Source organism: Pedobacter polaris, assembly GCF_005116505.1.
Taxonomy (GTDB): domain Bacteria; phylum Bacteroidota; class Bacteroidia; order Sphingobacteriales; family Sphingobacteriaceae; genus Pedobacter; species Pedobacter polaris.
The window spans coordinates 819,758-834,188 of sequence record NZ_SWBR01000002.1 but is presented as its reverse complement, the minus strand read 5'-3'; the positions used below and the strand labels follow the sequence as shown (position 1 = coordinate 834,188).

The 14,431-nt window shown below is 35.4% G+C and carries 7 protein-coding genes; all 7 read left to right on the top strand.

Annotation, left to right across the window (positions count from 1 at the left end):
- Positions 1-84: 84 nt before the first annotated feature.
- The 7 genes from FA048_RS09780 (at position 85) to FA048_RS09750 (ending at position 14,322) form a co-directional block, all read left to right on the top strand.
- Positions 85-1,737, top strand: coding sequence for an alpha-L-fucosidase (locus FA048_RS09780; RefSeq protein WP_136840332.1), 1,653 nt, complete (start codon positions 85-87; stop codon positions 1,735-1,737).
- 402 nt (positions 1,738-2,139) lie between these two features.
- Positions 2,140-5,040, top strand: coding sequence for an exo-beta-1,4-galactosidase (locus FA048_RS09775; RefSeq protein WP_136840330.1), 2,901 nt, complete (start codon positions 2,140-2,142; stop codon positions 5,038-5,040).
- A gap of 26 nt (positions 5,041-5,066) precedes the next feature.
- Entirely contained in the window at positions 5,067-6,191 is a 1,125-nt protein-coding gene (locus tag FA048_RS09770; protein ID WP_136840328.1) for a glycoside hydrolase family 88/105 protein, read from the top strand.
- A 68-nt stretch (positions 6,192-6,259) separates the two neighbouring features.
- Complete coding sequence (locus FA048_RS09765; RefSeq protein ID WP_205943466.1) at positions 6,260-8,704, top strand: glycosyl hydrolase 115 family protein; 2,445 nt, start codon at positions 6,260-6,262, stop codon at positions 8,702-8,704.
- 2 nt (positions 8,705-8,706) lie between these two features.
- Positions 8,707-11,154 (top strand): glycoside hydrolase family 31 protein, encoded by a 2,448-nt coding sequence (locus tag FA048_RS09760; RefSeq protein WP_136840324.1) that lies wholly within the window; start codon positions 8,707-8,709, stop codon positions 11,152-11,154.
- 5 nt (positions 11,155-11,159) lie between these two features.
- Entirely contained in the window at positions 11,160-11,468 is a 309-nt protein-coding gene (rhaM, locus tag FA048_RS09755; protein ID WP_136840321.1) for an L-rhamnose mutarotase, read from the top strand.
- 88 nt (positions 11,469-11,556) lie between these two features.
- The gene (locus tag FA048_RS09750; RefSeq protein WP_136840319.1) at positions 11,557-14,322 is read left to right on the top strand and encodes a glycosyl hydrolase; all 2,766 of its coding nucleotides are present in this window, start codon (positions 11,557-11,559) and stop codon (positions 14,320-14,322) included.
- Positions 14,323-14,431 lie beyond the last annotated feature (109 nt).

Below are 14,431 nucleotides of genomic sequence, written 5' to 3'. Positions count from 1 at the left end.
GAGCATTATAAACTCTAAGTAGACTAAATATTTGATATAGGGGGTTTTTGCTTAGTGAACCATCAACTAAAATAATTATTGACTATGAAAAGAAGAGATCTGATTAAAGGTTTATCAATCGGTATTCCATCTATTTTTTTAAGCGAAAAATTACTGGCTTTTGACTCCGTTTTAAATTATACATCAGAAAAAAGGCTAATTAAAGGCCCGTTTAAATCTAACTGGGAATCTTTAAAACAATATAAAACACCAGAGTGGTTTAGAGATGCCAAATTTGGAATTTGGGCTCATTGGGGGCCACAATGCCAACCAGAAGAAGGTGACTGGTATGCCCGTTTGATGTACAATGAAGGAAGTTCCCAATACAATTTTCACGTTAAAAAATACGGACATCCTTCTAAAGCAGGTTTCAAAGAAGTGATAAACGATTGGAAGGCTGAAAAGTGGAATCCAGATCAACTTGTTGAATTATATAAAAATGCTGGTGCTAAATATTTTGTTGGAATGGCAAGCCATCATGATAATTTTGATAATTACAATAGCAAGCATCAACCTTGGAATTCTGTTAATATGGGTCCAAAAAAAGATATTATTGGTGGGTGGGCTAAAGCTGCTAAAAAACACGGGTTACATTTTGGTGTTAGCGTACACGCTGCACATGCTTGGAGTTTTTATGAAACAGCCCAAAGGAGTGACAAAAAGGGTGATTTAAAGGGCGTGCCTTATGATGGAAATCTAACTAAAAAAGATGGAAAAAATAAATGGTGGCAAGGTTATGATCCAAAAGATCTTTATGCCCAAAATCATAAATTAAGTGAAGGAAGCGAAGATGTTGGAAGTATTCACAAACAATGGGATTACGAGAACGGAGCAACAGTTCCTGATAAAAAATATTGTGACAATTTTTTGAATAGAACCATAGATTTAATAGATCAATACAATCCAGACTTGATTTATTTCGATGATACAGCTTTGCCATTGTGGCCAATTAGTGATGTTGGATTAAAAATAGCTTCTCATTATTATAATCAAAGTATTGCTAAAAATGGAAAACTACAAGCTGTAATAAATGGTAAAATACTGAATGAAGAACAGAGGAAATGTATGGTTTGGGATATAGAGAAGGGAAGAAGCGATCGCTTAGAACCTTTTGAATGGCAAACTTGTACATGTTTAGGATCTTGGCATTATAACAAATCAATTTTTGAAAAACATAGATACAAAAATGCAAAAACAGTAATCCATAACTTAATAGACATTGTAAGTAAAAATGGAAATTTATTATTGAGTGTTCCTGTTAAAGGAGATGGAACTATTGATAGCGATGAATTAGCGGTTGTTACAGAAATTGGAAAGTGGATGCAACCAAACGGAGAGGGTATTTTTGGTACTCGTCCTTGGAGAATTTTTGGTGAAGGACCAGCGCAAAAATCACAAAACCCACTAAAAGCCCAGGGTTTTAATGAAAGTGATGGAAAGGCGTTTAGCGAACTAGATTATAGATTTACGCAAAAAGGTGGTGTATTGTATGTTTTAGGAATGGCTTGGCATGAAACAGGAAATGCAATCATTACAAGTTTATCAACTGGAAATTCATTAAGACCAGAACCTATTTCCAAGGTTGAACTTTTAGGAGGTTCATCACTTCAATTTGAACGTACAGTAAATGGACTAGAAGTTGAACTCCCAAAAAATAAACCCGAATTGAGCTATGCGTATGTATTAAAGGTGACTTAAACTCATGTTATCTATGTGGTAATAGTAAATATACTACAAGAGTATGTTATGTCTAATAACCTGTTTTAGTCGAGATTTGTAATCTCGATTTAGCTAGCTGAGGATTTCAAATCCTGACCAATAAATGCTCCTTAACTACACTCAGACTCACAACTAACTAAATGAGAATTGCATAGAAAAATACTCAAACCTATATAGCTATGTGCCTATGTGGTAAAATTAAATAATACTACCACAAATATGTTACGGTTAAAATCACCTTTAGAAAGCTAGAATCACCGCTTAACAAGGGTTTTTTCAATTATTGCAGGACACTACAGGTTGCCCATATCTCTATTAAAGCTTAATATAGTAGCTCTAACCAAATAGAGTGACTGTTCAAACATTCACTTTTTAAATGATATGCAAATAAATGTACCTAAATTCAAGAATTGGCTGCTAGCTGGTTTTTTTATTTTCTTCTCTTTAAATACTACTCAAGCTCAAACTATCTCTTTAAAAGGTAAATGGAGATTTAAGATCGATGCCAATGATGAGGGATTAAAAGCCAAGTGGTTTTCAACTGTTCTTCCAGGAACTATCAATTTGCCAGGGTCAATGGCCGAGAATTTTAAAGGGGATGACATTACTTTAAAAACAAAATGGACAGGGAGTATTTATGATAGCTCTTATTTCTATAACCCTGGTTTGGCTAAATACCGTCAAGCAAATAACATTAAAATTCCTTTCTGGTTAACTCCACATAAACATTATGTAGGTGTAGCTTGGTATCAAAAAGACATTGAAATTCCAGCAAATTGGAATGGAAAAAGAATAGTTTTATCGCTAGAATACCCACATTCAGCAACTAAAGTTTGGATTGATGGTGTAGAAATTGGTAGTCAATACACATTTGTAGTTGCTCAGAATTTCGAATTGCCAGCTAATTTAAAACCAGGCAAACACACCATTACACTTCAAATTGATAATAGCATAAGAGCGATCAATGTAGGAAAAGACTCACACAGTTTAACAGACCATACACAAGGAAATTGGAATGGCGTAGTTGGTAAAATGCTGCTACAGGCTAGTTCACCTATTTATTTAGAGGATATTCAGGTATATCCTGATTTGAAACGAAAGATAGCGAAAGTCAAAATTCAATTAAAAGCACCTTCAAATACTTCATCAACAGGAAAAATTACCTTAGGTGCTACTAGTTTCAATACCAAAGAGATTTTAAATGTAAAACCAATAACAAAAGCATATTCGATCACTAATGGTGTTGGTACTTTAGAAGTTGAGCTGCCAATGGGCGATAAAATTGCAACCTGGGATGAGTTTGACCCTGCACTATACCGATTAAAAGCATCTCTTTTAAGCAAGGATGGCAAAAAAGATGAAAAGCAAGTTCAGTTTGGTATGCGTGAATTTAAAGCTGTAGGCAGAAGTTTTCAGATTAATGGCAGACCTGTTTTCTTAAGGGGGACAGTTAATAATTGCGAGTTCCCTTTAACTGGGTATCCCGCAATGGATGTTGAAGCTTGGGTTCGGATTTTTAAAATCTCAAAAGCTCACGGACTAAATCACATGCGCTTTCATTCATGGTGCCCACCAGAAGCTGCATTTATAGCTGCCGATCTAATTGGCTTTTATTTACAACCTGAAGGGCCAAGTTGGGCCAATCATGGTTCTTCCATTGGTAACGGCAGGCCTATTGATCAGTTCATTTATGATGAAACTAATCGCATGACCAAAAACTATGGTAATTATGCTTCTTTTTGCATGATGGCTTACGGTAATGAACCTAGTGGTAAACAAGTAGAATACCTTACCAAATTTAATGAGTATTGGAAGGCCAAAGATTCTAGGAGATTATATACCGGTGCATCTGTAGGAGGTAGTTGGCCAGTTATTCCTAATAATGAATTTATGGTTAGGGCAGGAGCTAGAGGTTTAGATTGGGGCAAGAAACCTGAAAGTATTGCGACCTATGCGAAGCAGATTGAACAATTCACAGTTCCTTTTGTAGCGCATGAAATGGGGCAATATTGTGTGTTTCCTAATTTTAAAGAGATCAGAAAATATACAGGGGTTTATAGAGCTAAAAACTTTGAATTATTTGAAGAAGATTTAAAAGATCATGACATGGCAGATCAAGCCGAATCATTTTTAATGGCTTCTGGTAAACTTCAGGCTTTATGCTATAAAAATGAGATTGAAAAAGCTTTAAGAACACCAAACTATAATGGCTTTCAGCTCTTATCATTAAATGACTATCCTGGTCAGGGAACAGCATTAATTGGAGTTTTAGATGCTTTTTGGGATGAGAAAGGTTACATTACCGCTAAAGAATTTAAACGCTTTTCTAATAGCACAGTTCCTTTAATTAGGGTGCCTAAATTTGTTTATACAAGTGATGAAAGCTTTGAGCCAAAGATTGAAGTTGCACATTGGGGTAAAGCACCTTTAACTGTAAATCTTACATGTAGATTAATTGATGAAAGTGGAAAAGTTGTTTTTACATATAAATTCGGACCTAGCACCTTGGCTGTTGGCGAATTAACTCAAATTGGCTCAATTAAATATTTATCAAACCACATTTCAAAAGCAGGAAAATTAAAGCTAGAAGTTGCAATTGATGGAACGGAATTTGCAAACGACTGGGATTTTTGGTTTTTTCCAACAAAACTTCCAGAAATAAAAACCGATGTTTATTATACAAATGATCTTGATGATAAAGCCAGAGCAGTACTAAATAATGGTGGAAAAGTATTTTTAAACGCTGCTGGAAAAGTAGTAAAAGGAAAAGAAGTTGTTCAAACATTTTTACCTGTATTTTGGAATACTTCTTGGTTTAAAATGCGTCCACCACATACCTTAGGTTTTGTAGTAGATCCAAAAAATCCAGCGCTGGCTGAATTCCCAACTTCTTATCATAGCGATATGCAATGGTGGGAAATTGTAAATAAAAGCCAGGTAATGAATTTGGAAGACTTCCCGAAAGGATTTAAGCCAATTATCCAACCTATTGATACCTGGTTTTTAAATCGCCGTTTGGCAATGGTCTTTGAAGCTAGAGTTGGTAAAGGTAAATTAATCGTATCTAGTGCTAATTTATCCCCAGACTTAAAAGAGATGCCAAGTGCACAACAATTGTATTATAGTTTGCAAAAATATATGGCCTCAGATCAATTTAACCCAAAGTTTGAAGTTGATTTCAGTACGATAAAAGATATTTTTGAAACCCCATCTAAGCAACAATTTGAAACTTTTACAAAAGATGCTCCTGATGAATTGAAGACCAAGCAAAAAACTAAATAAAGACGATAACCCGAAGCATAATCCAAATGAAAAAGCTAATTCTAACTACATTCATACTTTCCCTTTTAACGTGTTCCGTTTTTGCACAAAAAATACCTTCAAAAAAAGGAGTGATGAAAGCGATGAAATCAACCAATGCCTATTTCATGAATAAATGGCCTGATGCCGGCAAATCAATTTTTACCAATAAAGAAAGACCTAGCAATATTTGGACGAGAGCGGTGTATTATGAAGGATTAATGGCTTTATATCAAATCAATCCTGATAAAGAATTTTATGATTACGCTGTACAATGGGGCGAAAAACATAAATGGGGACTAAGAAATGGTATACAAACGCGTAATGGAGATGACCAAGCTTGTGGACAAACGTATATAGATTTATATAATATCGACCCAAAACCAGAACGAATTAAGGACATCAAAGCATCTATGGATTTAATGATCAAATCTGGTAAGGTTAACGATTGGACTTGGATTGATGCTTTACAAATGGCAATGCCTGTTTTTGCAAAATTGGGTGTTTTAACAAAAGATGATACTTATTACGAGTACATGTACAAAATGTATATGCATACTAAAAATATAGAAGGTGGTGGTTTATACAATGCCAAAGATGGTTTGTGGTGGAGAGATAAAGATTTTGTGCCACCATACAAGGAACCAAATGGTAAAGATTGTTACTGGTCTAGAGGCAATGGTTGGGTAGTTGCAGCCTTGGTTAGAGTGTTAGAAATTATGCCTGAAAATGCTCCTCACAGAGATGAATATTTAAAAACATATTATGAAATGATTAAAGCTTTAGTTCCTTTACAACGTGAAGATGGCTTCTGGAATGTAAGTTTAGTTGATCCAACTCATTTCGGTGGAAAAGAAACTTCAGGAACAGCATTGTTTGTCTATGGAATAGCCTGGGGTGTAAATAAAGGAATCTTAGACAAAAAAGTTTATTTACCAATTATTACCAAAGCCTGGAATGGCATGAAAAAAGATGCTATTCAGAAAACGGGTTTCATCGGCTATATGCAAGGAACTGGTAAAGAACCAAAAGATGGTCAGCCAGTAAGTTATACCAGTATGCCAGATTTTGAAGATTATGGTTTAGGCTGTTTTTTATTGGCTGGGACTGAAGTTTATAAATTGAAAAAGTAATCTCTATGTTAGTCAGAAAGAGTTTTCTTTTATCCTTACTATGCTTTTTGTGTTTAACGACAAATGTATTGTTTGCACAAGAAAAAAAAGCGACAATTCGGATTACTGAAAAGAATATTCCATTGTCTTTTCCAATTGTTGAGAATGGAAAATCTTCTTCGGTTTACATCGATGAAAAAGATGCTGAAGTAGTTGGCATTGCTGCCGAAGCTTTTAAAAACGACATCTATTTATTAACTAACGTAACGCCAAAAATATTTAAAAATACCCCAGTTTTAAGCACTTATCCAATCATTGTAGGCACAATCGGAAAGTCCTATTACATCGATCAGCTGATTAAAACAGGTAAAATAAATAAAAATACTTTGGTGGGTAAGTGGGAAACATTTTCCATTTCTGTGGTCGAAAACCCTGCTAAAGGAGTTAAAAGAGCTTTAATTATTGCTGGTAGCGATAGAAGAGGAACAGCCTTTGGAGTTTTTGAACTGTCTAGAATGCTTGGTGTTTCACCTTTAAACTGGTGGGCAGATGTTAAACCAGCACATAAAAACGCTTTATACGTTACAACAGGGCAAAGTTTAATAGGTCCACCTTCGGTAAAATATCGTGGTATTTTCATTAATGATGAAGATTGGGGCATACAGCCTTGGGCTGCCAAAAATATGGATACCGATGTGAAAGATATGGGTCCAAAAACGTACGCCAAAATATTTGAATTATTATTGAGATTAAAGGCCAATTACATCTGGCCAGCCATGCATCCATCTACTAAAGCTTTTTTTTACTATAAAGAAAATCCAAAAGTTGCCGACAAATATGCCATTGTTTTAGGTGGGAGCCATTGTGAGCCGATGTTAAGGAATAACGTATTTGAGTGGGCAGAGAATTTTGAACACGAATACGGCAAGAAACCAGGTGAATGGCGCTACGATTTGAATAAAAATGAAATGGCAACTTATTGGACAGATCGAGTGCTCGAAGCCAAAAATTACGAAGCCGTTTATACCGTAGGCATGAGAGGTATACATGATGGAAGTATGCCTGGACCAAAAGACAAAAACGAAAAAGTAAGATTATTGGGCGAAGTGATCAAAGACCAAAGGTTAATGTTAGATGCCACCAATTTAACCCAGCCAGTAAATACCATCCCTCAAATCTTTTGTCCGTACAAAGAAGTTTTGTCGCTTTACCAAGCAGGTTTAGATTTGCCAGATGATGTAACCATTGTTTGGGCTGATGATAATCATGGGTACATCCGTCAGTTATCTAATGCTCAAGAACAAAAACGTGCTGGTGGAAGTGGGGTTTACTACCATATTTCTTATTGGGGTGCTCCGCACGACTATTTATGGCTTTCGTCAATTTCTCCTTCATTAATATCTTATGAGTTAACCAAAGCCTATCAGTATAAAGCAGATCGGTTGTGGGTTATTAATGTTGGTGATATTAAGCCAGCTGAAATGGAAACTCAATTTGCAATGGATTTGGCTTGGGATGTAAATAAATGGAGACCTGAAAATGCGCATAATTATGCTGAAAGTTGGGCCGCAGAAACATTTGGACAAGAATTTGCCAAACCGATTGCAGAAATTAAAGCCATTTACTATCGCTTAGCCCATGAGGCAAAGCCAGAACATATGGGCTCTGTTAGTTTTACTGATCAACAAGCTAATGAAAGATTAGCAGCTTATGCGGCAATTTATAAGAATGCAGTTGCGCTTAACGAAAAAATTCCACCTAGGTTAAAAGATGCATATTTTGAACTGATCCTATATCCAGTGCAAGGCGCATATTTAATGAACCAGAAAATTCTATACGCAAAGAAAAGTTTCTTATACGCTGATAGGGGGGATAAACAAGGCCTAGTGTATGCCCAAAAAGCAAAAGATGCCTTCGAGGAAATTAAAACCATTACTGTAAAATACAATAAAGAAATTGCAGGTGGTAAATGGGATGGGATAATGGATTATAGGCCACGTAAGCTTCCGGTTTTCGATATGCCTAAAGTTGCCACTTCAATAGCCGAAACGGTAAAAAATGAAGTAAAAAGTGAAAATAAACAAGTTATCAGTGCAACAACATTTGTGCAAAGATTTGCTCCAAAAGGAACAATGTTGCAGACTATTAAGGGTTTAGGAGTAAGTGGGAAGGGCATTTCTGTATTTCCATTAAATTTTGTGCCTACCAAAGATAATGAATTTGAAAAAGCAGCATTTTTAACTTACAATGTTAATTTCAAAACCACAGGAGAACATCAAATTGAAGTTAAGTGTTTGCCAACTCAAAGGGTAAGTGCTACTGGCAAAGTTCGCTATGCCATTGGGGTTGGTAACGAAAAACCCCAAATTATAAATATTTCTCCTGCAGCTGAAAATGATATCTGGAAAAAAAATGTGTTACAAGGTTTCGCCTCAGGTATAACCAAACACCAAATTACAAAAGTGGGCAATTCAGTTGTTAAAATTTACCTGTTAGATCCTGGAATAGTAATTAATCAATTGGAAATACAATAAGTATGATTAGATCTTTATCAATAGCGTTTCTTTTAATTTTTAGTTCATGCATTGTTGGTGCTCAAACTATCGGTAATTATAAATCAGGATACAAAAAAACTGGAAATACATTATCGTTTTTAACTACCAATGGCGAGGTTAGATTAGAATTCTGCTCTCCCGAAATTTTTAGAGTGAGCGCAAGTTGGAATGGCAAATTTGAGGCTCAAGAAAACCTAATGGTAAGCAATTACAAATGGCCTTTGGTAAACCCCAAAGTAGAAGATAAAAAGGATCATTTCTTGCTAACTACAGCAAAACTAACAGTTAAACTATTTAAAAGTCCATTTAGGATAGTGGTGTTTGATGCAAAAGGTAAACTTTTAAGTACTGATGCAAGCGGAATGCAAAAAGAAGGAAATGCTGTTGTTGTAAATAAGAAGATGGATGCTGATGAACATTTTTTCGGCTTCGGTGAGCGTATGGATTTTATGGACCGTAGAAGTAAGAAAGTTAAATTAAATGTTGGGAGAGGTAAGGGCTTACCACATGCAATTGGAGCTTACAATATCCTAGAAGCTAATTATTGCCCAGTTCCATTTTTTATGAGTACCAAAGGTTACGGCATCTTTTTGCATAATTCTTTTGCTACAGAGTGGGATATGGGGGCTGCTAAAAACGATCAATATAGTTTTAAGGCTGTTGATGGAGAATTGGATTATTACTTTATCTATGGGCCAACTTTTCCAAATATCTTAAATAATTATACCTCAATTACTGGTAAATCGCCAATGTTGCCACAGTTTGCATTAGGTTTACATGCAGGCACCTATAGTGGTGGTACTTGGGGGCACGAAAAGGAAACTTCTGATCATTATGTGGTAGAACTGGCAAAAAAATATAGAGAATTGGGAATTCCTGTTGATTTGTTTTGGTTAGATTCTACTTGGCGTTTATTTGGTGAAAACGGAGGTAAGGGTGCAACAACTTTCGAATGGAGAGAAACTTTTAAAAATCCAAAATCAATGTTTGATAGTTTATATGCCTTGAATTATAAGATGGTTGGTTTGCATATTAGACCAAGATTTGATAATGCTAAAAAATTAAATCTATTAGACCAAGCAAGAGAAAAGGGCTATACTTACCCTGAGAACGGAAAACCTGGTGAATTTGTTAATTTTTTCGATTCTACTGCTGTAAAATGGTGGTGGGAGAATGGTGTAAAAAGGGTTGCAAATCTTGGTGCAAAATTCTTAAAAACAGATGAAGGTAGTGCTTTTGGTGCTTTAGCAAATGAAAGTGAAAAAGTAGGACCTACAGGAAAGGAAGCAGAAAAATTACATAACGTTTTTCCTATTGCTTATGCTAAGGCTCCTTTCCAAGAATTCGAGAAGTTTAATGGTTTTAGAGGTTTAAATCAAACTCGTGAAGGTTATTCGGGTATTCAACGCTATCCCTATATTTTTGCTGGCGATTGGCCAAGCGAATGGCAGTATTTTGCACCAGTTATTAAAGCAGGCTTAAATGTTGGGCTATCAGGTGTAGGTACTTGGGCCCATTGTATGGGAGGTTTTGAGCATCAGGTAGATCCAGAATTATATATACGTTGGGTTCAGTTTGGTATGTTTAGTCCAATTGCATTAGTTTTTGGAATGGATCATCCAGGTTATAAAGAGCCTTGGAAATATGGTGACGATGCATTGCGTAATTTCAAAAAGTACGATTTATTGCGCTACCGTTTATTTCCGTATATGTATACAAGCATGCATCAGCAATACCAAACTGGTGTGCCTATAATGAGGGCATTGGTATTGGATAACCAAGAAGATGAAAATGTGTACGAGATAGCAGACCAATACATGTTTGGTGATAACTTAATGATTGCCCCAGTAACTACAAAAGGAGCCATTACCAGATCAGTTTATTTGCCAAAAGGAATATGGTTTAATTATTGGACCAATCAAAAATATGAGGGTAAAACTTATCACCATGTGGTAGCACCTTTAGATACCATACCGATTTTTGTAAAAGGTGGAAGTATTATTCCGATGCAACCCGAAATGCGCTATACTGGCGAAAAACCTGTTGATGTAATCACTTTAGCAATTTTTCCTTACGGGAAGTCGAGTTATGATTTATATGAAGATGATAACTTAAGCCTAAACTATCAAAAAGGGAATTTTTCAAACACAAAAATTACTTCAAATTTAGTAGGGTCAAATTTATCCATTAACATTGACAAGCCAATTGGTCAATTTAAACCAACAACACATAGTTATTTAACAGAAATTCATTGGAATGGTACCAATCAACCTAAAACAGTTATAGAAAATGACCAAATAGTTAATGCTGTTTCTACCACATCTGCATTAGAGAATAAGGCAGGCTGGTTTTTTGATCCAAAAAGTAAAATACTCTGGATTAAAACATCAGGTAAAAACAACTCATCTATTAAGCTTAACATCAACTAAAGAATATGAAAACTGCTTTTAAAATGAAACTTAAACCAGGTTTTGCTGCTGAATATAAAAAGCGTCATGATGAAATTTGGCCAGAGTTATCAGTTTTGCTTAAGGCCAACGGTGTAAGTGATTATACCATATTTTTAGATGAAGAAACAAATATCTTGTTTGCCGTTCAGCAGCAAAACGGACAATCATCTCAAGATTTAGGTAGCACAGCAATTGTTCAAAAATGGTGGGCTTATATGGCAGATATCATGGATACCAATCCAGATAATTCTCCAATAAGTAAACCTTTATTAGAAGTTTTCCATTTAGATTAATTTTTTGTCATTCTGAGCAACGCGAAGAATCTGATATGAAAAATACACTCTACTTAGCTCACATTGAACGAATACCTAATATTACATTATGAAAAGATTTTTTTCAATACTTATTATTGCATTATCCCTTACTCATTATTCATTTGCTCAAACTAAAACCGTTTGGCCGGTAATGGAAAAACAAATGAAACCTTGGGTTCGCTGGTGGTGGATGGGGAGTGCTGTTGATGAAAAAAACTTAAGTCAAAATTTAGCAACCTACCAAAAAGCAGGGATAGGGGGAGTAGAGATTACACCAATTTATGGTGCTGTGGGTTACGAATCTAGTTACATTGATTTTCTATCGCCAAAATGGATGAAAATGTTGCAGTTTACAGTTAATAAATCTAATGCCTTGGGTTTAGGGGTAGACATGAATACTGGAACAGGATGGCCATTTGGTGGTCCGCAAATTAAACCAGAAAATGCTGCTACTAAACTCATCACCCAAAAATACAGTATTAAAGAAGGGGAGAAATTAAGTGAACCTATTAAAGTTAAAGAAGCCAAACAAGACCTTGCCAAATTACAAGCGGTAACGGCGTATGGAAATGATGAGATTTTAAACTTACTAAGCCAAGTAGATGCAAATGGAAATTTAAACTGGTCGCCAAGCAAAGGAACTTATGAAATTTATGCGGTGTTTGCTGGCAAAACAAGGCAACAGGTAAAACGTGCTGCACCTGGTGGTGAAGGCTTTACTTTAGATCACTTAGATAAAAATGCAGTTGACACTTATTTGAAAAGATTTGATAATGCCTTTGCAAATAAACCGCAAGGTGTAAGGTCATTTTTTAACGACAGCTATGAAGTTTATGGTGCAACTTGGACACCTACTTTTTTAACCGTTTTTAAAAAGAACAGAGGTTATGATTTAAGCAATTATATAAAGGAGTTAACAGCAGATGATGGCGATTCGGAAACAATCAAGAGGGTGAAATCTGATTATAGAGAAACAATGAATGAATTGCTGCTAAATAACTTTACCAAAACATGGACGAATTGGGCACATCAATATAAATCTCTATCTAAAAATCAAGCACACGGATCTCCAGGCAACCTGTTAGATTTGTATAGTGCAGTAGATATTCCGGAAACAGAAACTTTTGGTTCAAGTGCTTTTGCTATTCCAGGGCTGCGTCGCAATAAAGAAGATGTACGCAATGTAAACCCAGATCCAATGATGAGCAAGTTTGCTTCATCGGCAGCACATACAACAGGCAAAAAATTAGTTTCATCAGAAACATTTACCTGGTTAACCGAGCATTTTAAAACCTCGTTTTCTCAATGTAAACCAGAAGCTGAGCAGTTATTTCTTTCGGGAGTAAATCATATCTTTTATCATGGCACTACCAATTCTCCTTCAGCTGCAGTTTGGCCAGGTTGGTTGTTTTATGCATCGGTGCAAATGAACCCAACAAATAGTTTATGGCCACAAATAGATGGACTTAATAACTACATCGCTCGTTGTCAATCTGTATTACAAGCTGGCAAGGCAGATAATGAATTGTTAATCTACTGGCCAGTTTATGATGTTTGGAACCAAGCCAAAGGGCTAGATATCGCACTAAAAGTACATGATGTTGATGATTGGTTACATCCAACTCCATTTTATAAATTAGCTACAAGCTTATCTAAAAATGGTTACGCTTTTGATTTTGCTTCAGACAATTTATTAGCTCAATCTACCATAGCAAATGGTTTTGTAAAAACTTCAGCAAACGCATCACCTTATCAAACCTTAATTATTCCACAATGTGAGATGATAAATTTAAACACATTGAACAAGGTAATAGCAATGGCAAATGCAGGTGCCACAGTTATTTTTCAAGAATTACCTAAAGATGTACCAGGTTTAAATGATTTACCGTTAAGGAGGTTACAATTAAAAACTGCCCTAGACAAATTGAATTTCATTACTGTAGAAAGCGGAATTAAGCAATTTAAAATAGGTAAGGGGCAAATTCTATTGGCTAATGATATTCAAAAAGCATTACAATTTAAATCAATTAGAAGAGAAGAATTAACAGATTCTGGATTGCAGTTTATCCGTAGAAATATTGCTGGAGGAAAGTATTACTTTGTAGTTAATCATACCGCTAATGATATTGATAGTTATTTACCTATCAATGAGAATGGAAACGTTTTATTAATGGATCCGCAAAATGGGGCTTATGGCTTGGCTGCTACAAAAGTAGAAAGTGGTAAAACTAAAGTTAGGCTTCAACTCAAATCAGGCGAGAGCATTATCTTAAAAATTACACAAGAAAAATCATTAATTACTAGTGCGTGGAGATATTTAGGAAAACCAGCAAATCAGCTAGCATTCACCCAGACTTGGAACTTACATTTTACAGCGGGTGGGCCTGAATTACCAGCAGATCAAAAACTAGGAAAATTAGTTTCATGGACCGAATTATATGATAATAAAGTACAATCTTTTTCTGGAACAGGAGTATATACTACAACGTTTAATTTACCTGAAAAAAATGCGAAAGAATATGTTCTTAATTTAAACCAGGTTGATGAAAGTGCAAGAGTTTATATCAATGGCCAAGATGTGGGTATTTTATGGAGTATTCCCTTTCAGGCTAGGGTAGGTAAGTACCTTAAAGTTGGTGCTAATTCTATAAAAATAGAAGTCGTAAATCTAATGGCTAATCGCATCCGAGATATGGACATCAAAAAAATCAAATGGCGTAACTATCATGAAATTAATTTTGTAGATATCAACTATAAGGATTTCGATGCCTCAAAATGGTCGGTTATGCCCTCTGGGCTTATAGGTCCAGTATTTATTACACCTTACAACTAACAGATGTTAGAATTATTTTTATTTTTTTTCGCTTAAAAATCCAGATGCTTATTGCCTTAATATTAAGGTAAATCGATTTATCAATTCCAATACTAGCTTGCATTTTTTT

Excerpts from the sequence above, each read along its gene's own strand:
- FA048_RS09780 (WP_136840332.1), top strand. The coding sequence starts at position 85 with ATGAAAAGAAGAGATCTGATTAAAGGTTTATCAATCGGTATTCCATCT.
- FA048_RS09750 (WP_136840319.1), top strand. The coding sequence starts at position 11,557 with ATGAAAAGATTTTTTTCAATACTTATTATTGCATTATCCCTTACTCAT.
- FA048_RS09770 (WP_136840328.1), top strand. The coding sequence starts at position 5,067 with ATGAAAAAGCTAATTCTAACTACATTCATACTTTCCCTTTTAACGTGT.
- FA048_RS09760 (WP_136840324.1), top strand. The coding sequence starts at position 8,707 with ATGATTAGATCTTTATCAATAGCGTTTCTTTTAATTTTTAGTTCATGC.
- FA048_RS09775 (WP_136840330.1), top strand. The coding sequence starts at position 2,140 with ATGCAAATAAATGTACCTAAATTCAAGAATTGGCTGCTAGCTGGTTTT.
- rhaM (WP_136840321.1), top strand. The coding sequence starts at position 11,160 with ATGAAAACTGCTTTTAAAATGAAACTTAAACCAGGTTTTGCTGCTGAA.